The sequence below is a fragment of the Marinomonas sp. IMCC 4694 genome, from assembly GCF_008122525.1.
Taxonomy (GTDB): Bacteria; Pseudomonadota; Gammaproteobacteria; order Pseudomonadales; family Marinomonadaceae; genus Marinomonas.
This window is the reverse complement of record NZ_VSRV01000001.1, coordinates 2,504,607-2,529,446: the sequence shown is the minus strand read 5'-3', so window position 1 is coordinate 2,529,446 and position 24,840 is coordinate 2,504,607. Positions and strand designations below refer to the sequence as shown.

At 46.3% G+C, this 24,840-nt stretch carries 30 protein-coding genes; 23 read left to right on the top strand and 7 right to left on the bottom strand.

What is annotated here, in order from left to right; all coding sequences use genetic code 11:
* The 4 genes from FXV75_RS11370 (at window position 1) to FXV75_RS11355 (ending at window position 2,854) form a co-directional block, all read left to right on the top strand.
* Window positions 1-804 carry an alpha/beta fold hydrolase gene (locus FXV75_RS11370; protein ID WP_148833490.1) on the top strand — a complete coding sequence of 268 codons (804 nt, stop codon included), beginning with the start codon at window positions 1-3 and terminating at the stop codon, window positions 802-804.
* Window positions 788-1,600: a malonyl-ACP O-methyltransferase BioC gene (gene bioC, locus FXV75_RS11365; protein ID WP_148833488.1), complete on the top strand. Its 813-nt coding sequence runs from the start codon at window positions 788-790 to the stop codon at window positions 1,598-1,600. The genes FXV75_RS11370 and bioC overlap by 17 nt, the downstream gene beginning before the upstream one ends.
* A 9-nt stretch (window positions 1,601-1,609) precedes the next feature.
* Window positions 1,610-2,290, top strand: a complete 681-nt coding sequence (gene bioD, locus FXV75_RS11360; protein WP_148833486.1) for a dethiobiotin synthase — start codon at window positions 1,610-1,612, stop codon at window positions 2,288-2,290.
* A gap of 93 nt (window positions 2,291-2,383) precedes the next feature.
* Entirely contained in the window at window positions 2,384-2,854 is a 471-nt protein-coding gene (locus FXV75_RS11355) for a helix-turn-helix domain-containing protein (RefSeq protein ID WP_148833483.1), read from the top strand.
* Between the two features lie 256 nt (window positions 2,855-3,110).
* Here FXV75_RS11355 and tnpC read toward each other — a convergent pair whose 3' ends face one another.
* Together tnpC and tnpB are read right to left on the bottom strand one after the other, a co-directional pair.
* Window positions 3,111-4,688: an IS66 family transposase gene (gene tnpC, locus FXV75_RS11350; protein WP_148830795.1), complete on the bottom strand. Its 1,578-nt coding sequence runs from the start codon at window positions 4,686-4,688 to the stop codon at window positions 3,111-3,113.
* A 26-nt stretch (window positions 4,689-4,714) separates the two neighbouring features.
* Window positions 4,715-5,077 (bottom strand): IS66 family insertion sequence element accessory protein TnpB, encoded by a 363-nt coding sequence (gene tnpB / locus FXV75_RS11345; RefSeq protein WP_148830796.1) that lies wholly within the window; start codon window positions 5,075-5,077, stop codon window positions 4,715-4,717.
* Window positions 5,078-5,163: 86 nt separating this feature from the next.
* On the opposite strand from tnpB, the gene FXV75_RS11340 reads away from it, so the two are divergent.
* The 5 genes from FXV75_RS11340 to FXV75_RS11320 all read left to right on the top strand — a co-directional run bounded on the left by FXV75_RS11340 (window position 5,164) and on the right by FXV75_RS11320 (window position 8,497).
* A complete protein-coding gene (locus FXV75_RS11340) occupies window positions 5,164-5,850 on the top strand; it encodes an OmpA family protein (RefSeq protein ID WP_262368537.1) in 687 nt (228 codons plus the stop codon).
* A gap of 68 nt (window positions 5,851-5,918) precedes the next feature.
* A complete protein-coding gene (locus FXV75_RS11335) occupies window positions 5,919-6,695 on the top strand; it encodes a ParA family protein (RefSeq protein ID WP_148833479.1) in 777 nt (258 codons plus the stop codon).
* Between the two features lie 6 nt (window positions 6,696-6,701).
* On the top strand, window positions 6,702-7,544 hold the full coding sequence (locus tag FXV75_RS11330; RefSeq protein WP_148833477.1) for a chemotaxis protein CheW: 843 nt from the start codon (window positions 6,702-6,704) through the stop codon (window positions 7,542-7,544).
* A gap of 36 nt (window positions 7,545-7,580) precedes the next feature.
* Complete coding sequence (locus tag FXV75_RS11325) at window positions 7,581-8,072, top strand: chemotaxis protein CheW (protein ID WP_148833475.1); 492 nt, start codon at window positions 7,581-7,583, stop codon at window positions 8,070-8,072.
* A gap of 20 nt (window positions 8,073-8,092) precedes the next feature.
* The gene (locus tag FXV75_RS11320) at window positions 8,093-8,497 is read left to right on the top strand and encodes a DUF2802 domain-containing protein (RefSeq protein WP_148833473.1); all 405 of its coding nucleotides are present in this window, start codon (window positions 8,093-8,095) and stop codon (window positions 8,495-8,497) included.
* On the opposite strand, the gene FXV75_RS11315 is transcribed toward FXV75_RS11320, so the two are convergent.
* Together FXV75_RS11315 and FXV75_RS11310 are read right to left on the bottom strand one after the other, a co-directional pair.
* The gene (locus FXV75_RS11315) at window positions 8,488-8,736 is read right to left on the bottom strand and encodes an EscU/YscU/HrcU family type III secretion system export apparatus switch protein (protein WP_148833471.1); all 249 of its coding nucleotides are present in this window, start codon (window positions 8,734-8,736) and stop codon (window positions 8,488-8,490) included. The two genes, FXV75_RS11320 and FXV75_RS11315, sit on opposite strands and share 10 nt — an antisense overlap.
* Complete coding sequence (locus FXV75_RS11310; RefSeq protein WP_187424884.1) at window positions 8,736-10,043, bottom strand: flagellar hook-length control protein FliK; 1,308 nt, start codon at window positions 10,041-10,043, stop codon at window positions 8,736-8,738. Before FXV75_RS11310 ends, FXV75_RS11315 begins: the two co-directional genes overlap by 1 nt.
* Window positions 10,044-10,167: 124 nt before the next feature.
* Between FXV75_RS11310 and ccmA the strand changes: the two genes are divergently transcribed.
* The 12 genes from ccmA to FXV75_RS11250 all read left to right on the top strand — a co-directional run bounded on the left by ccmA (window position 10,168) and on the right by FXV75_RS11250 (window position 20,435).
* Window positions 10,168-10,782, top strand: a complete 615-nt coding sequence (ccmA, locus tag FXV75_RS11305) for a cytochrome c biogenesis heme-transporting ATPase CcmA (protein ID WP_148833467.1) — start codon at window positions 10,168-10,170, stop codon at window positions 10,780-10,782.
* Window positions 10,779-11,441 (top strand): heme exporter protein CcmB, encoded by a 663-nt coding sequence (ccmB, locus tag FXV75_RS11300; protein WP_148833465.1) that lies wholly within the window; start codon window positions 10,779-10,781, stop codon window positions 11,439-11,441. The genes ccmA and ccmB overlap by 4 nt, the downstream gene beginning before the upstream one ends.
* Window positions 11,441-12,187, top strand: a complete 747-nt coding sequence (locus tag FXV75_RS11295) for a heme ABC transporter permease (protein WP_148833463.1) — start codon at window positions 11,441-11,443, stop codon at window positions 12,185-12,187. Before ccmB ends, FXV75_RS11295 begins: the two co-directional genes overlap by 1 nt.
* Entirely contained in the window at window positions 12,177-12,353 is a 177-nt protein-coding gene (gene ccmD / locus FXV75_RS11290) for a heme exporter protein CcmD (RefSeq protein ID WP_148833461.1), read from the top strand. Before FXV75_RS11295 ends, ccmD begins: the two co-directional genes overlap by 11 nt.
* A complete protein-coding gene (gene ccmE / locus FXV75_RS11285) occupies window positions 12,353-12,829 on the top strand; it encodes a cytochrome c maturation protein CcmE (protein ID WP_148833459.1) in 477 nt (158 codons plus the stop codon). The genes ccmD and ccmE overlap by 1 nt, the downstream gene beginning before the upstream one ends.
* 12 nt (window positions 12,830-12,841) lie before the next feature.
* Entirely contained in the window at window positions 12,842-14,782 is a 1,941-nt protein-coding gene (locus FXV75_RS11280) for a heme lyase CcmF/NrfE family subunit (protein ID WP_148833456.1), read from the top strand.
* Entirely contained in the window at window positions 14,779-15,291 is a 513-nt protein-coding gene (locus tag FXV75_RS11275; RefSeq protein WP_316247117.1) for a DsbE family thiol:disulfide interchange protein, read from the top strand. Before FXV75_RS11280 ends, FXV75_RS11275 begins: the two co-directional genes overlap by 4 nt.
* Before the next feature lie 65 nt (window positions 15,292-15,356).
* Entirely contained in the window at window positions 15,357-15,758 is a 402-nt protein-coding gene (locus tag FXV75_RS11270) for a cytochrome c-type biogenesis protein CcmH (RefSeq protein ID WP_148833454.1), read from the top strand.
* Entirely contained in the window at window positions 15,755-16,936 is a 1,182-nt protein-coding gene (locus tag FXV75_RS11265) for a tetratricopeptide repeat protein (RefSeq protein WP_148833453.1), read from the top strand. Before FXV75_RS11270 ends, FXV75_RS11265 begins: the two co-directional genes overlap by 4 nt.
* 65 nt (window positions 16,937-17,001) lie before the next feature.
* Complete coding sequence (gene zipA, locus FXV75_RS11260) at window positions 17,002-18,045, top strand: cell division protein ZipA (RefSeq protein ID WP_148833451.1); 1,044 nt, start codon at window positions 17,002-17,004, stop codon at window positions 18,043-18,045.
* Between the two features lie 107 nt (window positions 18,046-18,152).
* Entirely contained in the window at window positions 18,153-20,198 is a 2,046-nt protein-coding gene (gene ligA, locus FXV75_RS11255; RefSeq protein WP_148833450.1) for an NAD-dependent DNA ligase LigA, read from the top strand.
* On the top strand, window positions 20,199-20,435 hold the full coding sequence (locus tag FXV75_RS11250) for a YheU family protein (RefSeq protein WP_148833448.1): 237 nt from the start codon (window positions 20,199-20,201) through the stop codon (window positions 20,433-20,435).
* Between the two features lie 87 nt (window positions 20,436-20,522).
* Here the strand turns inward: FXV75_RS11250 and cysE are convergent, their stop codons facing one another.
* Window positions 20,523-21,338, bottom strand: coding sequence for a serine O-acetyltransferase (gene cysE / locus FXV75_RS11245; protein ID WP_148835373.1), 816 nt, complete (start codon window positions 21,336-21,338; stop codon window positions 20,523-20,525).
* Window positions 21,339-21,454: 116 nt separating this feature from the next.
* On the opposite strand from cysE, the gene FXV75_RS11240 reads away from it, so the two are divergent.
* Complete coding sequence (locus FXV75_RS11240) at window positions 21,455-21,784, top strand: hypothetical protein (protein ID WP_148833446.1); 330 nt, start codon at window positions 21,455-21,457, stop codon at window positions 21,782-21,784.
* Window positions 21,785-21,841: 57 nt separating this feature from the next.
* On the opposite strand, the gene mnmC is transcribed toward FXV75_RS11240, so the two are convergent.
* Window positions 21,842-23,845, bottom strand: coding sequence for a bifunctional tRNA (5-methylaminomethyl-2-thiouridine)(34)-methyltransferase MnmD/FAD-dependent 5-carboxymethylaminomethyl-2-thiouridine(34) oxidoreductase MnmC (gene mnmC / locus FXV75_RS11235; protein WP_148833445.1), 2,004 nt, complete (start codon window positions 23,843-23,845; stop codon window positions 21,842-21,844).
* Window positions 23,835-24,386, bottom strand: a complete 552-nt coding sequence (locus FXV75_RS11230; RefSeq protein WP_148833443.1) for a peptidylprolyl isomerase — start codon at window positions 24,384-24,386, stop codon at window positions 23,835-23,837. Before FXV75_RS11230 ends, mnmC begins: the two co-directional genes overlap by 11 nt.
* 111 nt (window positions 24,387-24,497) lie before the next feature.
* Between FXV75_RS11230 and FXV75_RS11225 the strand changes: the two genes are divergently transcribed.
* Window positions 24,498-24,779, top strand: a complete 282-nt coding sequence (locus tag FXV75_RS11225) for a SelT/SelW/SelH family protein (protein ID WP_148833441.1) — start codon at window positions 24,498-24,500, stop codon at window positions 24,777-24,779.
* Window positions 24,780-24,840 lie beyond the last annotated feature (61 nt).

Here is a 24,840-nt window from a genome sequence, read left to right as displayed (position 1 = left end):
ATGCGATCACGTATTGAAACTGAAGCTTTTGGAGACGCCTCTCATCAGGCTATTTTTATGGTCTCAGGTTGGGCGATGCCAAAAGAAGTAATGCGCTCTTTTGCTTTGCGTTTGAGCCAGCGTTTTTATGTGGTGGTCGCCAATTTACCCGGAATTTCTGTAGATGAGCAATGGATCTCTCGTTCTCGAATTGGGCCTAACTACGATATCGATGCCTTGTCTGAACAGCTGATCGATGTTGCCCCTAGCCAAGCGTGGTGGGTCGGTTGGTCCCTTGGTGGTATGGTATCTGTGTATGTTGCGGCGCGTCGTTCTAGTCAAGTGTTGGGCTTGGTGACCTTGTCAGCCTCGGCCAGCTTTATTCAGCGAGCAGACTGGCCACAGGGTATGTCGGTTGATGATTTTGATGCCTTTGCCGCTTTAGTAAAAGAAACCCCGGAGGAAGGTCTTAAGCGTTTTGTCCGATTACAAGCTAGGGGTGCTCAAAACGAGCGGGGGCTTATCAAGCAGTTGCAGGCTTTTTTGCCTTTGAATACGGTAAACCGTTCGGCGTTAGTGGGTGGTCTTAGGTTGTTAAAATCATTAGACGTTCGTCGCGAGTGGCGATTGTTGGATGTGCCTAATTTACATGTATTCGGTGGTCAAGATGGACTGATTTCCGCCGAGGCTATGACACAACAAACAGACCCTAATCCATTGCAGCAATGTCTTGTTTTGTCCCATTGTGCCCATCAGCCTTTTGTTGAAGAGGAAGAGGCTTGCGCGCGTCACGTAGAAAATTTTATCGATGCTAACCCCTCTTGATTCCCCAGCGCTTGCTTACAAACAGCAATTAGCCAAGCGTTTTGATCGTGCTGCTGTGTCTTACGATGCTTACGCTGACTTTCAAAAAATAGTGCTTAGGCGCCTTTTTACTATGTTGCCAGTAGGCGCGGCTGAGGTGGTATTAGACTTGGGGACAGGCACAGGCCAGGCGCTTAGCCGTTTATCCGATCAGCTTTCACCTTCTTGTTTGCTGGCGCTCGATTTGTCCCCAAAAATGTTGGACGTGGCCCGCCGTTCTTCTTCAGCGCGCCATGCTACGCATTATGTTTGCGCTGACGCCGAGCAGTTACCTTTTCGCTCTATGTCGTGCGATCTGGTTTTTTCTAGTCTCGCTGTTCAGTGGTGTTTGCATCCTAAGGGGTTGTTCGAGGCGCTTTATGAGGTGACTAAGCCTGGGGGGTATCTTGTTTTTTCTACTTTGGCGGAAGGTTCAATGCCAGAAATTCGTCAGGCTTGGCGTACGTTAGATGACCAAGAGCATGTACATCGATATTTACCTATGACGGAATTATTGGCGTGTGTTAAACGTGCAGGATGGAACCTTTTGGCGTCTGAGTTATCCGACATCAAGATGCCTTTCGATTGTCCTGAAAGCGCCATACACTCTTTAAAGAAAGTAGGTGCCAGCTTTATTGCACCAGACGGCGGTCAAACTTTGGCACCGAGTACTTGGAAAGCGTTTTTACGAGCCTATGAAACACAGCGAACGTCGCTGGGCATTCCGTTGAGTTACCAGGTGGCTTATGTTGTGGTTCAACGACCGATTAACCGTTAGGAGCAATAAGTGAAAAAACGTTTTTTTGTTACTGGAACCGACACGGATGCTGGTAAGACCTACGTAACGGTGGGGTTATTAAAAGCCGCTCAACGCGCCGGCCTTAAGTCTATGGGGTTAAAGCCCATTGCGGCGGGTGCCGATCTTGTCAATGGCGCTCTGCGAAATGACGACGCCCTGCAGATTCAAGCGGCCAGCAATGTTGCTTTGGTGTATGAGCAAGTTAACCCTATTCTACTTGAGGCCGCCATTGCCCCTCATATTGCGGCGCTGCAAGAAGGCCGTCTGGTGACGGCGTCGCGTTTAGACGGGTTTATAAAGGGAGCGTTGTTAACGCCCCATGATTTTGCCTTGGTCGAGGGCGCTGGTGGTTGGCGTGTGCCGCTTAACGACAGAGAAATGGTATCGGATGTGGCGAAATCACTTGGGTTGCCTGTGATAGTGGTGGTGAACATGAAATTGGGATGCTTAAACCACGCGATGCTTACCGTAGAGGCCATTGCAAGGGACGGACTGTCTTTAGCCGGTTGGATTGCTAATACGTGTGCTGAGCGCATGCCCTGCTATGAGGAAAACCTTGCCAGTTTACAGGCCATGATCTCATCACCATTATTGGGTGAGTTGCCATGGTGCTCTAGTGAGAGGGATTCTTATGAGGTGTTTGATGCCCTGTTTTTGGCATTAAAATAAAGTTTTTACTGGCTTAGTGTGTGCGATATGTCTTGAAAATCATCGTTAACACCGCATTATAGAGACACAATATTTTTAGATTGGGGTAGTGGTGTGAAGGCTTGGTTATGCGGTTTGGATGACAAAGAAGAGTCGAGCGTGGCCAGTATTCTTACTTTTATTGGGGTTGAGCACAGCCCTTCATTGACCGCGTTTGCGTTACCCGATTTTGTGATATTAGGGGCAGCGGTACAGTCTTTTGAATTAGATGAGATGATCCCAGTTATTTCGTTAAGCCATCAAGTTGATGTGATTGGTGATTACAATGTCTGGCTTTGTCCTTTGCCATGGCGCTCTCAAGCACTCTCTACGGTGTTGAAAGAAATCAAACAATTGCACACTTTTCCTCAGTTGTCTGGCGTGAATTTAAATTTGCATGTGCGCCATTTAGAAGCGTTGTTGATTCGACAGGCCCTAGTGTCTACTCAAGGTGTAGTGTCTAAAGCCGCTCAAAATTTACAAATTCAACGAACTACGCTGATTGAAAAAATGCGTCGCTATAATATTGATAAATCGGAGTTTTAGTGACAAAAGATGAAGAAATAGCGGAGTTAAAAACCGCGTTTAAAGTGTTTTCTGAGTAAGCGTCCGGTAATCACCACCTTGAAAAAGAGTTTCTTTATCATCAGGCTTGCATGGAAGGGATTATATCGGTAAATTAATTATTAGACAGAGGGCGAACGGATTTGCCCACGCCTCCAGGATGGAGGTTCTGTCTCTTTTCAGGAAGATTCAAGGCTGCATGGATGCAGCGGGAAGGTTTTTCTCTTTATTCTCAAACTTAAGTTAGCCTGATATTCCACGGCAATAAATCGTCCATGTCATCATTTTCCTTTCTTCTCGGCAGTTCTTCAAACAATCTGACTAAGTAATCATACGGGATAAGCCCATTGGCTTTCGCTGTTTCGATGATGCTGTAAAGCATGGCACTGGATTTTGCGCCACTTCCTGTGTTAGCAAACAACCAATTTTTACGTCCAATAACGAAGGGTTTAATGGCGCGTTCAGCACGATTGTTGTCGATGTTGATGCGCCAATCAGTCAAGTAAACACTGAGTTTGTCCCATTGATTGAGATTGTATTGGATGGCTTTGCCTAATAAGGATTTAGGTGGCACCTGTTGAGCCGATTTTTCAAGCCATGCTTTGTAGTTCGCTAAGACTTCGGGGACTTGTTCCTGACGGATTTTAAATGCGGCTTCTGCATTGTCGGCCTGTTGGGCCAGCGTTTCGATGGCGTACAGTTTTTTGATGTAGCTGATGGCGATGGTCGCTTTTCCTGATTTGCCCTTTGGCATGCCTTTTTCGGCTTCAATGAATTTTCGACGTGCGTGTGCCCAGCAGCCTGCCAGCGTGGCTTGGGTCGATTCGTACGCTTGATAACCATCCACATTGAGATAGCCATCGAAGCCTTGTAAAAAATCAACGGCGCATTGCCCACTTCGAGTCGGTTGGTAATCGTATAAGACAATATTCGGGATCGGGTTGTGTTTGTCTGGGGCATCATTGCCAGTGCAATACACCCACATGTAGCATTTTGAACGAGCTTCTTTAATCACATTAAGCGTGGTTTCATCGGCTTGGATGACGGACTGTTTCAGTAATTCTTGATGTAGCCGTTCATAAAGCGGCTCTAAGGCATCAGCACATTTTTTCATCCAATCTGACATGGTTCGTCGGCTTAACTCAATACCGTATTGTTTAAATAAGGTTTCTTGTCGATAGAGCGGTAAGCTGTATTGGAATTTACCGGTGATAATCTGACTCAGCAAACTCGGTGTGGCGATGCCTTTTGGGATAATACTCGGTGGCATAGCCGCTTGTTTGATGGCGTTCTGCGTGCCTGTCTTTTCACACTCACGGCACGCGTATTTAGGGCGGACTGTTTCGATGACCTTGAGTTGGGCTGGGATAAACTCTAACTTTTCAGAACGGTCTTCACCAATACAATGAAGCGCCCCTTGGCAGCAGGAACAGACTTTATCAGACTCGGCAGCGTCCAGCACAACGATTTCGCGCGGCAGGTCTTTGGGCAAGGGTTTGCGCTTAGGCTTGGCACGAGTGTAAGAGATGGTTTGCGTTTCAGGCTCGGCATCGGTTAATGCCTCTGCTGCCTCAATCGCACTTTCATCAAACAACTCTCCTTGGCCGGGCGAGACTTCCGAGCTTTTGCCAAACTGCTTTTGCTGCGCCAAACGCCACTGTTCCAAAATAAGCTGATACTTGGATTGCCATTGGGCAAGCAGAATATCCTTTTTACCCAGAAGACTGTCTTTTTCATCCAATAGCAAAGCTTGCTCAAGCAATTTGGCCTTAAGCGAGTCAATGTCATTGGGTAAGTCTTCTGAGCGTATTTTCATGGGTTGGATTATACCAACCAAATGGGCTATTCGTCATGATATCGGTAGGTTAAATGCGGATGAGCTTGTGAAGAATGAATCGGTAGGCCGTCCAGCAACCAATTGAGTTGTCTGGAGGAAACCTGAAGGGACAAGAGTTCATCATCAATCCCCGGCCATTGGAAGTGGCCTTTTTCCAATCGTTTGTAATGTAACCAAAAACCATTGTTTGACCATTGCAGGATTTTGATCTTGTCACGTGCTCGTCCACAGAAGACAAACAATTGTTCGCTACAAGGCTCTTTTTCAAGATTGTAGGCGACAATATTACAGAGTCCATCAATGGCTTTTCGCATATCGGTAGGGCCACAAATAAGGGTGACGTTGAGTTGAGATGACGCGGTAAACATGAGTCTGTTGCTCCTATTTAAAAGACAACAGACTTTAAGGAGTTGTAAAGGGATTAAAATGTGTGGTTTGCCGGACGCTTACTTTTGTGGCGCTCTACTCTCTTGCGCTAACCAATGCTGGTGATGAAAAGCGATTGAAAGAGACATTAGAGGGTGTTTTTGATGCGGTTCAAAAATCCATTAAACCTATTAATATTGGCGAGCCTATTGTTGGTAAACCTCAAGACATTGAAGTGGTTGATGCGAAGCCTATTCCCGCCGCTCCACCCGCCACAGAGGAGAGTCATTTTTCTGAAGTGTTTTCAATGCTAAGCAAAATGGTCGATAGTCAATTTTCTGGTGTTCAATCAACAGGAGGTATCTCGGTAACAGAGTCGGCTAATTGGGTCAATCTCGAGCTAAAATCTGGCTTGTTGTTTGGACAAGGTGAGTATGATTTAACAAATGAAGCGGTCGCTTTGTTAATGGCGGTGGCCAATGTATTAAAGTCGTATCCCTCTGCTATTTTAGTGGATGGTAATACAGATGATTTATCGGTGGTGTCGAGCCGTTTAGTCTCGAATTGGCATTTATCCAGTTTGCGGGCTGCGTCCGTGGTTGACGAGTTAGTGTATCATGGGGTGAACCCTAAAATGATTGCGCCTATTGGTTTTTCAAGTGAACACCCTAAAGTAAGAAATAATAATGAGGCTGCTCGTCAGCAAAATCGTCGTGTTATTTTACGTATCAGTAAGCGCAACGCTGATAATCTTCACGATTACTTGTTTAATTAATGTATTACTGTATATGATTGCACAGAAATAGTAAGCAATATAACAGCATAGAAACTAGGGGAGTCGGAGTGCACATTTGGGCGGTGGCGAATCAGAAAGGCGGTGTCGGTAAAACGACGACAGTGGTCTCGTTAGGAGGTTTGTTGGCTGACGCTGGTAATCGTGTGCTAATGATTGATCTTGACCCTCATGGTTCATTAACCAGTTATTTTCGTTTTGATCCAGATTCCATCGAAAAAAGTGCTTACAGTTTGTTTCAAGTGATCGGCAAAATCCCTCAAGATTTGCCTTCCTCTTTAATTTTAGAAACAGGACATCCTGAGTTATCGCTTTTACCTGCGTCCACTGCATTGGCGACACTTGAGCGACACGCGCAAGCTCAAGGCGGCATGGGGTTAGTGATTTCGAAAACACTGGCCATTTTATGGGATGACTACGACTATGTGTTGATTGATAGTCCTCCTGTGCTCGGTGTGTTGATGATTAATGCTTTAGCGGCATGTCAGCAATTGATCATTCCTGTTCAGACAGAATTTTTAGCCATCAAAGGCTTAGAAAGAATGGTCAGAACCTTAACGATGATCAACCGCGCTCGAAAACGTCCAGTGCCCTTTATGATAGTGCCCACCTTATTTGACCGACGTACGCAGGCGTCAAATAAAAGTTTGCGCAGTTTAAAAGAGACTTATGAAGAGCTGGTGTGGCATTCTGTTATTCCAGTGGATACGAAATTAAGAGATGCCAGTACCGCTGGCATCGCACCGTCAGCCCTAGATCGTAATGCTAGAGGTATTAAGGCTTATGCCAGCCTAATTGATTCTTTGACGGCACCCACGGCACAGTAGACGTTTATGAAAGAGACAAAAGATAAAGATCAAGCGTTAGTAAAGCCTCAAGTGGCGCTTCAACGCTATCTTGATGATTTATTGCACGAAGCAACCTCTGATGTTGTTGAGGTATCTTCTCAAGTATTGGGTGTGAGCTCTGATGCGAGTTTTAGTGAAGAAGAGTGTTCTTCATTGGATCTATCGTTTAAACATTTTGAAGACGCATTACTACATGATAATTCGTTGTCATTTGAAGCTGCTGTGTTAAACACTGTTGAGCCAGAGCCAGAGCCAGAGCCAGAGCCAGAGCCAGAGCCAGAGCCAGAGCCAGAGCCAGAGCCAGAGCCAGAGCCAGAGCCAGAGCCAGAGCGTTTTTTTGGTGTGTCCAAAACAGACCCACTTCCTTGGGCGACCAGCCGATTTGAGTGCCTCCTGTTTTACGTGGGTAAGTTGAAAATGGCCGTCCCTTTGGTTGAATTAGGGGGGATATTTCAAAGCAATGATGAAAAATTAACCTCCATTTTTGGCCAGCCAGATTGGTTTATGGGCGTTGCGAATGTTGGAGATTTTAACTTAAGAACCGTTGATACCGCTCGTTGGGTGATGCCAGATCATTATGATGGAGAGCTCAAAGACCATTTTAAATTCGTTATTCAGTTAGACAGATCAAATTGGGGGATTGCATGTGAAGTCGTTGCTGAAGCAATTACTTTGCAGCCCTCACAGGTAAAGTGGCGAAGTGATAGAAGTAAAAGGCCGTGGTTGGCTGGCACTGTGATTGATCACATGTGCGCGATACTTGATGTGCAAGGTTTTATAGAATTGTTGGATGACCCTCGTAACGGGTTTAAAAATGGCCTCAAATAATACTATGGGTCACACTGTGGCCTTAGGAGATAAATAATGACAACCAGTATCGCGTTAAAAAGTGTGGGTCAAGCGGATGATCCAATGTTGCAGTGGGTGACTTTTCGTTTAGAAAACGAAATCTACGGCGTCAATGTTATGCAGGTTAAAGAGGTGTTACGTTATTGTGAAGTCGCGCCTGTTCCTGGGGCACCTAGTTTTGTTTTGGGTATTATTCATTTGCGTGGCACCGTGGTGACGGTCATTGATACTTGTCAGCGATTTGATTTGCCGTCCGGTGAGATAACCGATTCGACACGTATCATGATCCTTGAAGTAGAAGGACATGTGATCGGCATATTAGTCGATGCGGTGTCAGAAGTGGTTTACCTTCGTCAATCTGAGATAGAGCCTTCACCGAATGTCGGCAACGACGAATCTTCTAAATTTATTCAAGGTGTGTGCCACAAAAATGATATTTTATTGATTTTGGTCGATTTAGATAAATTGTTATCAAAAAATGAATGGTCTGAAGTAGGGTCCATGTAGCGATAGGGCTGTTGTATTAAATGGAATCTCAATGGATATTTAATCTGCTGCTAGTGCTGCAATTTTTGGCGCTGATTGCATTGGTGGTTTGGGCGCTGACGTTATCAAAGCGTCTAGCTCGAATGAAACGCCACCACTCAGAAGTGGAACTGAATCAAAAAAAGCATGTTCAAGTTTTGGCGTCGGGTTCTATCGGCATGGGTCGACGCTTGGTGGCTATTGAGAAAAAACTCAATCTTGCGGTTGAGAAACAGTCTGAATTACTCTCAAAAGAAGGAGGAGTTTCTTATAACCGGGCGATGGAGTTGTTGGAAATGGGCGCTACTATTGATGATTTGGTTTCTAAATGTGGCCTTATTCGTGCTGAAGCTGAATTAATCAGTCTTCTTAAGCAAGAGTCTCGACGTAACTCCGATTACCACTGATGGTTTTTAATGTTGTGTGCAAACGCAATGATTTCCGCAACGGCCAGATACAAGGCTTCAGGTATTTCTTCCCCTAATTCCAAAGTACTGAGCATCTCGACAAGCTCGGGGCTTTGGTGTAATAGTACATTGTTTTCCTTTGCAACTTCCATGATCTTTTCTGCCAATAACCCACTGCCTTTTGCGGTTACAGTGGGGGCGGTGCTGTAGTCATATTTCAGTGCGATGGCTTGCTGCATTAGGTTCTCACATCGATTAAAGACGATGTTTTGGTCGGCTTAGTTTCTTGGTTTGGTAATGCTGTTTGGAATGCATCAAGACGATTGATACTGATGTCTTTTTCTTCGAGTCGTTCTTTAAGTGAAGGAATGTTTTTTTGTAACGCTTGAACCGTGTCAGGGTTCTCCGCTGCAAACAACACCCCCACTGTATTGTTTTGAATGCTGGCTCTAGCATCAAATCGCCCTGTTTCTTCGAAATCAAATTTCAGCTTCACCAACCAGCGTCTATCTTGTTTTTCATGATCTTGAGTGCTGGCATCTTGGTCTATTTCGAGCTGTACGAAGTGTGAGTTTTGGCCATCTTTGATGGGCAGTTCAATCTGTAGTGGGTAAGTGGGAAGAGACGCTGGACTTAAATCCGTGAAATGACGTAACTGGTTGGTGGTAATGCGCTCAACCGCGTTGGCGATCTGCTCTGTTTGAACGCCACCAAGTTTAATGGTGCTCATGCTTTCTTGTGCATCTTTGAGCCGAATTAGGTTGAGTTTTAAATCGGCAGGGAGTTGGGTTTTCGTGTCTTGGGCAAGCAATGACTCAGAAAATAAACCGCTGTTTTGAATGGCGTTTTTCATTGCTTCGGGTGAGGCGGTGAGGGCCGCTAAGTTAGGCAGATGTTGTGTTAGCTGTTTGAGCGCGGCTTGTGTTTGCTCTGGCAATCCAGCTGGATTGTTATTCAGGGATTGCAGTTGTTTGATGAGCTGCGACATGTCCATGAGCGAAAGTTGCCTTGGCAAACTGTGTTTAATCGCGTCAAGCTGGGTCGATGTCGCGTTTGCGCTAAGCTTACTAGGTAAAACCTGCAAATTATTGCTGGAATCAATTAACACTCGTATGTTATCGCCTTTTTTCAGTGTGGTTTGACTGAGAATAGAGAATGAATTGTCCCCGTCGCTGACCGTTGCGGTTTGTGTTCCATTGGATGAGGTGCCTCCGACTGCGGTGACAGTTAAGTTCAGTACACGAGATGCGACTGTCATGTTGTTAAACTGAGACGTCTTAGGATTGTTAACGTCAATAGGCGTGCCGGTATTGATCAAACTAAATGGGCGTTGTGCGCTGCTAGCATGCAGTAGCTGAGCGGGTTTGCCTTGAAAATTGAGCGATTCACTGCCCAGTAGTGTTGCTGTTTTGAGGTGGCCAATGAGCTTTATTTCGCTGCTTAGTTTTGCCAATACGCCAGTATCATTAAGCGACTGGTTGGCCGTATTGGCCGCGCTTTGCGTGTTCGTTGCTGTGTTCACTTTTGATGATACATCAGAGATCATTTGGCCTGCCTCCCTATTCGTCATTTAAGAAGAATTCTCATATAATGTCGGACGTTAAATGTAGTGTGGTGTCACCACTGTGACTTTATATCCCTTTTTATATCGGCTGCGATGAGTAAATCTTGTGGATTTTTCTGCTTCTTTAACAATATCAGACCTTTGGATTGAGCGATCTGACAAAATACTGTGTCGTGCGCTTTCTTACAAGGTGCGCGCAGGAGAAGCTGTGCGTATCTTGGGTGAAAATGGAGCGGGTAAGAGCTCTTTATTAAAAGTGATCGCTGGTGCAATGGCCCCTTTGGAAGGACGTCTGTATTTTGCCGATCAAGATATCACGGTAGACCGCACTTTATTGCAACAGTCGATGATATACATTGGTCATTCTTCAGGCTTAAAAAGTACGTTAACGGTCGAAGAAAATCTACGCTGTTACTGTCCAAAAATATCGGCTAAAACCTTGCATTCGGCTTTAGTGACATTAGGTTTAACCGATCATCAGGACTCCTATGTAAAAGCATTGTCGGCAGGCCAAGCGCGACGAGTGGCGTTGGCGCGTTTGTGGCTTAGCCACAAAGCTGTTTGGTTGCTGGATGAGCCTTTTGCTGTACTAGATGTCAGCGGAGTTCAAATATTGGAAGCGCACATTCAAGACCATTTGAGATCGGGTGGCATGGTCGTGTTTACCACGCACCAAGCCTTGTCTTCTTTGGCGCATCGTGAGTTGGTATTAACGCCATGACGTATTTCTCTTTTTTTACTGCCGAGTGTCGTGTGGTGTGGCGTCGCAAACAAGACATCGTGAATGTTCTTTTGTTTTTTACCCTTGTCGTCGCTTTATTTCCACTAGGTATTAATCCCTCGGTGGATTTTTTAGCACCCGCGGCGGGAGGGATTGTCTGGTGTGCCGCGCTACTGGCGATCTTGATGACCATTGAGAGCGTATTCAAAGACGATTTTCATGATGGTTCTTTAGAGCAGTGGGTCGTGAGTGGTTTGTTCTTGCCTATTTTAATGCTGTTGAAAATAGGTGTGCAGTGGCTGGCTGTTATATTGCCCTTGCTGCTGATAATGCCCTTGATTAGCCAAATGGTCGCCTTGCCTGACGAGAGTTTTTGGGTGTTGATACTCAGCTTATTAGTGGGCACGCCCAGTGTGTTTCTGATGGGGGCGATTGGTGCCGCGCTGACGGTATCTCTAAAACAAGGTGCGATGTTGGTCATGTTGGTGATATTACCTTTTTATTTACCGGTGATTATTTTTGCTACATCGGCGGTGCAAGCATCGCAATCGGGGTTGCCTTATCACGGCTTTTTAGCTTTGTTGTTAGCAATGTCTTTGTTGTCTTTAGTGGTGTCGCCTTTTATGACGGCGATTGCAGTGAAAGCGAGTGTAAATTAATGCGTTGGGTGTGGTTTCATAAGTTAGGTTCACCAAAATGGTTTTTCTTTTGGTCAAAAGCGTGGGCGTTGCCGGCGTTTGTTTTTGGCTTAGTGTGCTTGGTGATGGGGTTGATATGGGGGTTGGCTTTTGCGCCACCGGATTATCAGCAAGGCGATAGTGTACGCATTATTTATATGCATGTGCCTGCAGCGATGCTTGCTCAAAGTGCGTATTTGACGCTTGGTATTTCAGGGGCGATTTTTTTGGTTTGGCAGATGAAAATAGCGCCAATGGTGATAGCATCTTTAGCGCCTATTGGGGCCGTCATGGCCTTTATTGCTTTAGTGACTGGCGCGATTTGGGGCAAGGCAACATGGGGAACTTGGTGGGTGTGGGACGCGAGATTGACCTCGGTTCTTGTCTTGTTTTTTTTATATATGGGCGTCATTGCCCTGCAACATTCCTTAGACGACATGGCGCTGGCGAATAAAGCGACAGCAATTATTAGCGTGGTGGGTTTGATCAATCTTCCTATCATTAAATATTCTGTAGTCTGGTGGAACACCTTGCATCAGGGCGCGACCTTCACGTTGACAGAAAAGCCAGCCATGCCCATTGAAATGTGGCTGCCGTTGCTGTTTACCGTTATAGGGCTCTACAGTATGGTTGGGGGGGTGTTAATGTGGCGAATGCAAACTGAGATTTTGCTGCGCGAGCACAGAACAAACTGGGTGAAAGAAGAGGTGATGAATCGTGGCCTTTGAGAGTATGTCAGCGTTTTTATTGATGGGCAAACACGGTTCGTTTGTTTGGTCGGCTTATGGCGTCAGTGCCTTAGTCTTGCTCTGGTTAGTCTGGAACACCCTGTCTGCACGTCGACACGCTCAAGCGCGACTACGTAAGCGCATCTCAAAACAGGCCGTTCGTTAATGCACTCTGCCAGAAAGAAACGTCTATTAGTGGTGATCGTGATTTTGATGATTCTTAGTGCCGCCACAGGGTTAGTCCTGTATGCCTTGCAGCAAAATATTAATCTGTTTTTTTCACCGACCCAGATAGCGGCGGGCGAAGCGCCTCAACATGCCGTTATACGTGCGGGTGGGGTGGTAGTGAATGGCAGTGTTAAACGTGATACACAGACTTTGGCGGTATCGTTTGATGTCACCGATTATCAATACGCCATCACCATTGAATACAAGGGTATTTTGCCAGATTTATTTCGAGAGGGTCAGGGTATTGTTGCACAAGGCAAAATGCGAGCGGATGGGGTATTTGAGGCTACTCAAGTCCTTGCAAAGCATGATGAAGAATACATGCCGCCAGAAGTGTCTGCTGCGCTCAAAAATGCCCCGACTAAGGGCGTCATGGGGGCATCTTCTGCCAAGCCTGCCCCGTCACTGTATTAATCTAGGTGCTTTATGCTTCCTGAAGTAGGTCAGTTTTCCTTAATTTTGTCGCTGTTTTTTGCGCTCTTGTTGGTGGTAATGCCACTGCTTGGGTATTGGAAGGGCCATCGTTTGCTGCTAGAGACAGCGCGGCCATTGACGTTCATTATGTCTTCATTGGTGATGCTCAGTTTTTCGATCTTATGCTACTCATTTTTAAACGACGATTTTTCTCTTGTGTACGTGACACAAAACGCCAACAGCCAATTGCCGGTGTGGTATAAATTCAGCGCGGTATGGGGCGGTCATGAAGGGTCTTTGTTGCTTTGGGTGCTGATTTTGTGTGGTTGGTGCTCGTCGGTTGCTTTAAAAATCCGTACTTTGCCAGAGGACATTGGCCCTATTGTGTTGGCGGTGCTAGGCAGTGTCTGCGTCGGTTTCTTGTCTTTTTTACTGTTTACTTCCTCACCTTTTGTACGCTTATTGCCCGATGTGCCAGTCGATGGCGGCGATCTTAATCCGTTGTTGCAAGACATTGGTTTGATCCTGCATCCTCCTGTGCTTTATATGGGCTATGTGGGCTTTGCCGTGGCCTTTGCTTTCGCGGTTACGGCATTAATTACCGGCAACTTGAACGCGTCGTGGGCACGTTGGGCAAGGCCATGGACTGCTGCGGCTTGGGCGTTTTTAACCTTGGGCATTACACTTGGTAGCTGGTGGGCGTATTACGAATTAGGTTGGGGGAGCTGGTGGTTTTGGGATCCTGTCGAAAATGCGTCCTTCATGCCCTGGTTGGCTGGAACGGCGTTATTACATTCCTTGGCGGTGACGGAAAAGCGAGGTGTTTTTAAAAGCTGGACGGTATTGTTGGCGATTTTCACCTTTAGTTTGTCGCTATTGGGGGCGTTTTTAGTGCGCTCTGGCGTTTTGACTTCGGTGCACTCGTTTGCGGCCGACCCAACTCGTGGCGTATTTATTCTGGCCTTGTTGGTGATTCTTGTGGGGGGCAGCTTACTGCTTTATGGGATTCGTGCGGTACAGGTTAGGTCTACGGTGTCTTTTGGTTTAACGGGGCGAGAAGCTTGGCTGTTGTTAAATAATATTTTTCTTACCGTGCTTACCTTGACCGTGTTATTGGGCACCTTATATCCATTGATTTTCGATGCGTTGGGGTTGGGGAAAATATCGGTAGGGGCGCCTTATTTTAATGCTGTCTTCACGCCCATTGCCTTGTTGTTGATGGTGTTTATGGCGGTTGGGCCGCTGTCGAAGTGGTATCAAACCCCATTAAAATCTCTCATAGCACCTTGTGTTATTGCGTTGGTTTTGTCCATCTTGCTGTCGGTTGGGGTCGTGTACGGGTATGGCCTTGAGCACAGCGCCTTGGTGAGTTTTGTGGTGGTATTTTGGGTGGTTGCGTTGTCTTTTTTTGACTGGTTTAGCAAGGTTTCATCGGGTTCGAGAGGCTGGGTTGTACGGGCGCGCCAACTGCCAAGAAATTATTACGGCATGCTCTTGGCACACCTTGGTATGGCGGTCACGTTAGTCGGTATTGTTTTGGTCAGCATCAACAGTGAGGAATCCATGTTGCGTCTGGCGCCAGGCGATCGTGCTGAGGTGGCCGGGTACGAATTTCGCTTTGATCGCGTTGAGCAGGTTAAAGGGCCGAATTATGTGTCCAGTAAGGCGCACTTTACGGCTTTTCAAGCAGGCGATGCCGTTGCTGTTCTGCACCCTGAAAAACGCTTTTTTACCACTCGCCAACAAGTTATGACTGAAGCGGCTTTAGACGCCGGCTTTACCCGTGATTTGTACGTGTCTTTGGGTGAGCGTATCGACGACACAGCGTGGAGCGTACGTATTTACGTGAAGTCCTTTGTGCGTTGGATTTGGCTTGGTGGTTTGTTGATGATGGCGGGCGGGTTATTGGCGGCGTTGGACAAACGGTATCGTAAACGCGTGGGAGGTCAATGATGCGCCGGGTTGTTTTGTTTCTTCCATTGGTGGCTTTTTTGGCGCTCGGTGTGATGTTTTATTCGCAACTGGGTAAAGATGTCAACGCGATGCCATCAGCGTTAATCGGTCAAAAAGTGCCCAGCTTTACCCTAGTTTCGTTAGAAAGTGATGAGTTAGTTACCCACGATAATTTGCCTAATGGCCCTTACTTACTCAATTTCTGGGGGACATGGTGTCCTGCTTGTCACATTGAACACCCTTTTTTGAATATTCTGGCGCAGTCGGGTATTGCGATTATCGGCATTGATTATAAAGATCAAAAGATTTTGGCACAGCAATGGCTACAAGAAAAAGGTAACCCTTATCAGCAGGTGTTGATGGACGAATTAGGCCATTTTGGTCTTGATATGGGCGTCACCGGAGCGCCAGAAACCTTTGTGATAGACAGTCAAGGTAGTGTGGTTTATCGACATCAAGGTGCGATTAATGCGCAGAATTGGCCCATCATACGAGGCTATTTGCGATGATGTTCGTTCTTATAATAATAGCTCTTGTGACACTAGCTGTTCTGAAATCAGTTGCCATAAAGCAAATGAGCCTCGTCTTCTTGCTGTGGGCCTGTTTTAGTGTTTTACCTGTGGCCGCCGAGCAACACATGACGTTCCGTTCCGAATTGCATCAGACGCGATACCAGAGTTTAGTCGCGGAATTACGTTGTCCTAAATGTCAGAACCAGAACCTTGCCGATTCAGAGTCGAGTATTGCGCTGGATCTTAGACAGCAGGTGCATTTTATGATTGAAGAGGGTAAAACGGATCAAGAAGTCGTAGATTATATGGTGGCGCGATACGGTACGTTTGTGTTGTACCGTCCACCGCATTCGTCCGCGACTTTTTTACTCTGGTATGGTCCTTTTATTCTGTTGGCCATAGGGTTGATAACTTTCTTTGTGGTGGTGATTACTAACCGTAAACGAAAAGGGCAACCCCGATGATAATGGCTTACTGTGTCATGGTGCTCCTTATTGTGCTGAGTGTGGTGTATTTGTATTGGTACGTTTCTTCACGATTCATTCACAACACCGACCGAGATCGTCACGCCTTCGCGACCATTCGACGTAACGAAATCGCACAAGAAGAAACCGCCGGTCGACTTACGCTGGCTGAAGCTTCGCAGCTATTACAAGATCTGGAACACGAAGTTAGATCGTCTGATCAACATCGTCATCGACGTTTTAGCAACCAGATTGTTTTGGCACGCTGGGTAATGTTATCAGGCAGTATTGTGGTGGTTTTGGGCAGTGTGAGCCTGTATCACTGGCTTGGGTATGCAAAAGAAGTCGTGTTTACTCAGCAGTTGCAAGTTCAACAGCTGACGCCAGAAAAAATCACTGAATTTTTGCAGTATCGTAGCAAGCGTTATGATGGCGCGGAAGACTGGTACTATTTAGCGTCCGATCATCTAAATGCGGGTCGTTATCAAGACGCCGTTATCGCTTTTGAGCGGGCCATAGAAACGCTGCCCGAGCAGGCCGAAGGACGGGTGAAGTTACTGGTTGAATACGCTCAAGCGATTTTTTATGCCAATGGCAATAAGAGCTCTGCAAAAATGCGTCAGGTCGTGGACGCAGTGCTGCAGATCGCACCGCATCAAGCGACCGCCTTAGATCTAAAAGGCGTCGCTGAGTTTACAGAACAACGCTATCTTGGCGCCATATTGGCATGGCAAGAAGCGATCCGTTATAGCGCTGGGTCCGGTGAGCGTTTGGCGTTGTTATCGGCGATTAACGCCGCAAGACAGAGAGGTAATATTGGTTACCAGCAAGTGCCACCTATCATCACAGACCAGCTGGCGGTGCAGATAGAGTGGGACGAGACAACGCTTAAGTGGCAGCCAGACGATGTACTGTTGGTTTATGCTGTGATAAAGGAGCAAAAAATGCCCGTAGCCATTCAACGAGTCTTTCCTAGGGATTTGTCGCAGCCTATTTTGCTCACAAATCTGGATGCGCTCATGCCAACCATCACGTTGGCAGACGCTGAATCTGTTGATGTGGTGGTCAAGTTAGCCAATATTAATGATAAGGATCTGACAAAAGGTCAAATTATTGGGTCAAAACGTGGTTTACTGATAAATTATAATGAGATTTTTAGAATCAATGTAGCCTTGTAATTGAATCCTAAGGCGCTTCGCTTGATAATAGAGCCAATATTAATTGATGTTATGCGGAATATGTAATGGAATTCAGCTTACGTGAGTGGCTAATCTTGATTGGGGTCGTCATTATTGTCGTTATCCTCATAGATGGATTTCGTCGATACAAGAAAGGACAAAAATACGCTCAATCTGGTCGTGATTCTGATGTGGACTCTGACGATATATTAGTAGGAGGCGATACCGTTGTTGGTCGAGCAAAACCCTCTCAAAGAGACGTTTCTCCCGTTCCTCAAGATCCGATTATTAGCGCCTTTGAAAACGCCAGAAAAACCTCAAAATCGCCTTTAGCCGATGTGCCGCACAAGGTAGATTCTGGACCAGAACTGCATCGCGGTGAAGAAATGCACCTCGATGAATTGGCTTCTTTGGTCCCAGAACGTGACTTTGTCGACTCGTCTATGTCGGATCAGAACTATTCTGACAATGATTATTATGAGCAAGATCGTTTGCCTGCTGACACCCAAGCCGATGTCGATACTAAAGACACCGTCGTAAATGATGGCAACAGTGATTATAACAATACTGAAGATTTTGAAGATTATGAGCGAAGCTATTCGGAAATTGATGTTGATCAAAAAGGATTTGATGGGTCTGCTGAGCTTGACCTAGAAGGCCAAGCCATGGTTGAAATTGAAGAAGTCATTGTTATCAATATTCTGGCACCAAAAGACCAAAATTTCTCAGGTATCGAATTGCTTCAACTCATTCTGAACTGTGGAATGCGTTACGGTGAGATGGATATTTTCCATCGTCATGAAGACGGTTTCGATCGAGGGCGAGTGCAGTTCAGTATGGCGAACGCCATCGAGCCGGGAACATTTGATTTGGACACCATGGGTGAAAATGAATGCCCTGGTGTGAGCTTCTTTATGGGATTACCAGGGCCCAAAAACAGCATGAAAGCCTTCGACTTTATGCTAGAAACGGCACAGACTTTGGTACGCAATTTGGGTGGTGAGCTCTGCGATGAGCGCCGCACACCGATGAGTGAGCAAACTATTGCCCATTGTCGCCAGAGAATACGGGATTTTGAGCGCCGCCGACTTATGCGTCACAAGCAATAGCCTAGCCTTAAACCAATTAACCTAAAAAATATCATCGTCAAATCATCAGGGCCCTTAGGGGCCTTGGTTATTTAGACGATTTTTTAAGCGATCACTCCGAGCTATTTATGACCCAAGAGACCTCTCTGACACATCAGCAAATGTTGGATCTTATCCAGCAACTCAACGATTACAGCTACGCCTATCATGTGAAAGATTCGCCGATTGTGCCAGATGCGGTTTACGATCGTGATTATCAGTTACTCCAAGCTGTTGAAAGCCAGTACCCTGAATGGATACAAGTGGATTCTCCGACGCAGCGGGTAGGTGAGAAACCCGACAGTGGCTTTGCTAATGTTGCGCATACCGTGCCCATGTTGTCGTTGGATAATGCATTCGATAATGCGTCGTTGGCCGACTTTGATCAGCGCCTTCGTAAGTTGTTAAACATGAGTGTTGAAAAAGACATAACGTATTGTTGTGAGCCAAAATTAGACGGTTTGGCGATCAGTTTGCGCTATGAGAAGGGGCGCTTAATACGCGGCGTGACGCGTGGTGATGGGTTGTCGGGTGAAGACATCACGTCCAACATTAAGACATTGTATTCGGTGCCATTGACACTCAGAACCACCACCCCGCCTGCAGTTTTAGAAGTTCGTGGTGAAATCTACATGCCCAAAGAGGGATTCGAAAAGCTCAATGGGTTAGCAGAAGCAAAAGGCGAGAAAGCCTTTGTGAATCCACGCAACGCGGCAGCGGGAAGCTTAAGGCAGCTGGACCCTAAAATTACCGCCACAAGACCCTTGGTCATGTGCGCTTACTCGATAGGGTATGTGGAAGGTTGGGAGCAACCAGACAGTCATTATGACGGTTTGATGCAATTGAGTGAATGGGGTTTTCGTACCAACGATCTCATGGCACGAGCACAAGGCGCCAAAGGGTGTATTAACTATTACGACATGCTCAACGAACAGCGCGCCGAATTGTCTTACGATATTGACGGCATTGTTTATAAGGTAGACGACATTGCCCTACAGCAAAAGCTGGGCTTTATTGCTCGAGCACCGCGTTGGGCCATCGCAAGGAAATTTCCTGCTCAAGAAGAGATGACGCGCATACTTGGTGTGGATTTTCAGGTGGGTCGCACTGGCGCGATTACCCCGGTGGCACGTTTGGAACCCGTATTTGTGGGCGGTGTGACGGTATCGAATGCGACCTTGCATAACAAAGATGAAATTGCCCGTTTGGGGGTGATGGTAAACGATTATGTGGTTGTACACCGTGCTGGCGACGTCATTCCTAAAGTTGTTCAAGTAGTGATGGAAAAACGCCCAGATAACGCCATTGAAGTGGCTTTCCCAGAAGCTTGTCCGGTATGTGGTTCTGACCTTGAGCAAGTCGAAGGCGAAGCCGTTATTCGTTGTACTGGTGGTTTGGTGTGTGGCGCGCAGCTTAAAGAGTCGTTAAAACATTTTGTGTCTCGTAAAGCGCTGGACATTGATGGCTTGGGTGACAAGCTGATTGAGCAGCTGGTGGATCAAGAGTTGGTGAAAACGCCTGTTGATATTTTTACCCTTTTCTTGAAAAAAGACAGGCTGTTATCCATGGAGCGAATGGGACAAAAATCCGTTGATAAACTGCTCGCCTCGATCGAGCAGGCTAAGTCGACTCAATTTAATCGTTTTATCTATGCACTGGGTATTCGTGAAGTAGGTGAGGCGACGGCCCGCGCCCTTACGGGCTATTTTAACGATCTGGACAGTGTAATGGCGGCGGATCAAGAGACCTTGGTAGAGGTGGACGATGTAGGGCCTATTGTCGCACAACACGTAAAACGGTTTTTTGATCAAACGATAAACCGTGACACAGTTCAGGGATTGCTTGATGCCGGCGTGATGTGGGAAACAAAACAAGCCGTATCTTCTGATAATTTGCCCTTGTTAGGCAAAACTTATGTAGTGACAGGGTCTTTAAGCCAATTGAGCCGAGACCAGATAAAAGACAAGCTGCAAGCTTTAGGTGCCAAAGTGAGCGGTTCTGTATCTACGAAAACGGACTGTTTGGTCGCCGGCGAGAAAGCGGGGTCAAAATTGACCAAGGCGCAAGCGTTGGATGTGCCCGTCATCGATGAAGCGGGCGTGATCGCCTTATTAGCCGAATGGGGGGCAATCTAAATGGATACGCTAATCCCTTATGATTCTTTGGCGGCCGAGACGTTGGAAGCGATTTTAGATGACATTGTCTCCCGTGAGGGTACGGATTATGGAGACTATGATTTGACGGTCGAGCAGAAACGCGAACAGGCGTTACGCTACCTCAAATGTGGCGATGCCGTACTTTTATTCGACACCGAAAGTGAAACCATCAAAATGGTGCTCAAAGAAGCATTAACACACTATGACCTCATGTGAGGTCATAGTGTTGTGGTCGTAGCGGCACTGTGGTCATAGCATTGTGGTCGTAGAAGAAACACAGAAAGCACGAGCGGGTTTTTATGGTTACTCAGGGCAATCACGCAGACAGTGATTGATGTTGTGATCCATAATAAGTGCCGGTTCTTCCTCTGTGTTACGTCCCACTACTTTGGCAGGGACACCGGCAACGGTAGTGTGATGTTCTACTGCTTCTAGTACCACGCTTCCTGCACCAATCTTGGCACCTTCACCGACTTCGATGTTACCGAGAATTTTCGCCCCTGCGCCGATCAACACGCCGGAGCGTATCTTAGGATGACGATCGCCGTGCTCTTTACCGGTTCCACCCAGAGTCACCGATTGCAAAATTGACACATTGTCTTCGATGATACAGGTTTCACCGACGACTAGCCCTGTGGCGTGGTCAAGCATGACGCCACAGCCAATGGTGGCCGCAGGGTGAATGTCAACGCTAAACACCATGGACATTTGACCTTGAAGATACAAGGCCAAACTCTTACGGTTGTTTTTCCACAGCCAGTTGGCAACGCGGTAGGTTTGCAGCGCATGAAACCCTTTAAAAAACAGCAGCGGCGTCGTGAGTGTGTCGCAAGCGGCGTCGCGTTCTTTAATCGCTAAAATGTCTTGCTCGATGCATCTAACGATGCCAGAGTGAGTATCCGCCATCGCTTCTTCGAAGACTTCTCGTAACACCATGGCAGGAATGGATATGCTGTCTAATTTACTGGCGAGTAAAAAGCTTAACGCAGAGCACAGTGAGTCGTGGCGTAAAATCGTCGTATTAAAATAACTGGCCAGAATAGGCTCATCTTGGGCAAGCTTGTCTGCTTCAGCTTGTAAAGACTGCCATAAGTTGTTTGAAGTCACGGCATGCGGCATTGTTGTACTCAAGGGGTATTCACCTATATCGATTCACGTTTAGAATATAGGTTATAAGGTTAGGGTTAAACATTACAAGGGGCAAGGTTAAGATTGCCCAAAAAGTTGGAGATAACATGTCTAAAAAAAATGTTGCGGATGCACTGCATGTGTTTTATGAGTTAAATGCTGCGCTTTCGGATGCGTATTGGGAAACCAATGATATCGATCAAAAAGACCGTTTCTTTGCAATGAAAAGTATATTGCAAGACGAATTAGATGAACTGCATAAGCTGAGTGTACAGGATCATGTTTACCCATATGAGCCTATTAATCCCAACTTGCTGCAACTGAGTGATAAATTGCGTATGTTGCTAACCGAATTGAATGCTTATGTTTATCGTCCACAAACTTCTCAACGTTTTGCCGACTTGATCCCAAGCGCTTGTGAGTTGTTTGAACTCTAATCGTTTTTTTTGTCAGCAACCCATTCAGTCGACTTAGACTAAATGGGTTGCTGATTATCAAATCGTTTGGCTACGTTTTAGCGCTCTAATCACAAATCGGCTCGGATGAAGCCTGTGGCTTACTTCTTGTTCGAGTGGGGAGGGGGTCGCCAATATTAAACTGGCAATAAAATTACCGCTCAACGGGGCAGATATCAAACCTCGCGAACCATGACCTATGTTTAAGTAAAGCTGGTTAATGGGCTGTGCTAAATCATTAGAGCGCCATTTTGCGTTTTTACTTAATGCTGCAAAGGCATGTTTGTACTCTAGCTCTGATTGCACTGGCCCGACAATCGGTGCGTAGTCTGGCACAGCGCATCGAAACGAGACTCTCCCACCGCACGCATGAGTATCGAACGTGCTTTCTGGTAATTCGAGTAAGCGCTCGAGTATTTTTACGTTGCGTTCATGTCCTTCTTGTCGCACGGTTTGATCTGAGTCTTTTAGATCGTAAGTGGAGCCAAAGTGTAAAAGCCCATTTATGGCCGGTGAGACGTAACCAAATTCACAAAGTACTTTATCAATATCTATTTTTTTTTGCGATTCTTGGGTAACAGCACACGCTGCTTTGGCGCTGTCTACAGTCATAAAAGAGACTTGTCCGCGAATGGGGTAATCTGGCGTGTCAGGGGCTGCGTCGAGTGTTTTGGTATCGTTTGCCATGCACAGCACCACATGGGAAAAATCTGCTGTTTCGTCATGTGAACGCGCTGTCCATCCATCAGCTTGTTCGTTTATCAAGCGTGGTGAAAGCTCATTCAATGGTGTATTTAGCTGAACCTTGATGTTTTCATGGGACAAAAGCTTTTTGCAGAGCTCGGTCAATACAACCCAGCCTGAGAGCGGTAAGAAAATACAATCTGGTTTATCCGTTGAGGCGCGCAGGATGTGCTGCGGATAGAGGTTGTCGTGTAACAGTTTTTGAAAGCGTTCCGCTTCTTTGGCGTTTTTGGGTATTTGGGTTAAACCACATGGCCCCCAAAACGCGTTATTTTGGTCCAATGTCGAATAAAGACGAGAAGCGTGCAAGTAGGCAGATAAATAAAAACGATTTACAAGAGTGTCTTGAGACGCGAGTTTTGGGTACAGCATGCCTTGCGGATTGCCAGAGGCGCCGCTTGCAATATGATCGGCCTTATCCCAAACAGTGACTTTAACGCCCTGACAAGCCAACGCATATGCGGTATTGGCCCCAGCGAGCCCCGCTCCGACAACCAAAACATGACTTATTGGTGACGATGTATTTTGGCGAAGGTTAAACCAAGCCTGACCTTGCGCCATGCGTTCTGTCAGGGGGGCACTAGGCGGGTTAAATTTCCCTACAGTCATGTCTCTTTTTATGCCAAATCCTTTGACTTTTTTCACCTCAAATCCCACTTTTTGCAAGCCACGACGAACAATGCCAGCCGCTGTAAAGGTTGAGCATGTTGTGCCTTGGTGGCTCAGCCGATGGATATGATGAAATAGCGTATCACTCCACATTTCAGGGTTTTTGCTCGGGGCAAAGCCGTCTAAAAACCAGGCGTCGACGTCGGCATTTAGCGCAGCAAAGCCGTCTTCTGCTTCGCCAAACCAGAGTGTCAGCTGAACACGGCCGTTTTCTAACTCAATACGATGAAAGCCATGACACACTTCTGGGTAAGCGTCGATCAATGGCCGAGTAAACTCGTTAAGCGACGGCCACATAGACAGCGCCTGAGCGAGCATGGCTTTGCTGAACGGGTATTTTTCAACGGAAATAAAGTGCAATTGCTTATCTTTGGGCGCATTCTGCAAAAATGCTTGCCACGTGCAAAGAAAATTGAGCCCCGTACCAAAGCCCGTTTCTGCGATGACAAACGCCTTGTTTTGTATATTATGCCAACGTTCTAGCAACTGATTGTGTTTGATAAACACGAAGCGAGTTTCTTCGAGTCCAGATTCTTTATCAAAATACACATCATCAAATTGGCTGGAGTGCGGCGCACCGTCTTCTCCCCAGCTTAAAATAGGAGCTTCTAATTGGTAGCTAGTTAACACGTTGGATGCTCTCAATAACCACCGCGGTGGTCGGGACATTTTGGTAGGGCCCAACTGTTGCTGTGTCTACCGCTGAAATACTGTCAACGATTTCCATACCAGTAATAACTTCAGCAAACACGGCGTAGCCTGCACCGCCCCTCGCGCCATGATTTAAAAAAGCATTGTCTACATGATTGATAAAAAACTGTGATGTCGCACTGTTCGGATCTTGTGTGCGAGCCATGGCAAGTGTACCGCGATTGTTCGCCAAGCCATTGTCACCTTCATAGGCAACCGCCTTGTGAGTGTCTTTGCGTTCTAAGTCTTCTGTAAAGCCGCCGCCTTGCACCATGAAACCACGAATAACACGATGGAAAATGGTTCCTTCATAGAATCCATCGTCAACATAACGTAAAAAATTAGCAACGGTCTTTGGGGCCGCTTCGTCTTTTAAATCGACTCGAATAGTGCCTTGATTGGTGACAATATCGACTTCTGTGGCGTGGATGTGTGAGCAAAAAGCCAACAGAGCCAACCCTGTGATGAAAGTGTGACGCATACTGTTATTTCCTTGTTGAATTAAGTCTTAAAACTATTGAAGATGAGCCTAATATTATTGATGTTGGTATATCATGCCAAATGTTTTGTGTATTTACTGGAGAGAAAGACAATGCGAACGGCCATTGTGGAAATAGAATATTGTACCTTATGTCGCTGGATGTTGCGTGCAACTTGGTTAGCGCAAGAGCTATTAACCACGTTTGATGAGGATGTGAAAAGTATTACTTTACTTCCAACCCAGGGCGGTATTTTTAAGATACGGGTCAATGGTGAAGAGATTTGGTGTCGAAAGGAAGAAGAGGGTTTTCCAGAAGCTAAAGTACTAAAACAGAGAATGAGAGACGTGATTGACCCTGCTCGCGATCTTGGTCATTCCGATGTAAAAAAGTAAGGTTAGCCTCTTTTATCGTGACAAGATACGTAAAAGAAGAGTCTGGTATAAGTCAAAAGAG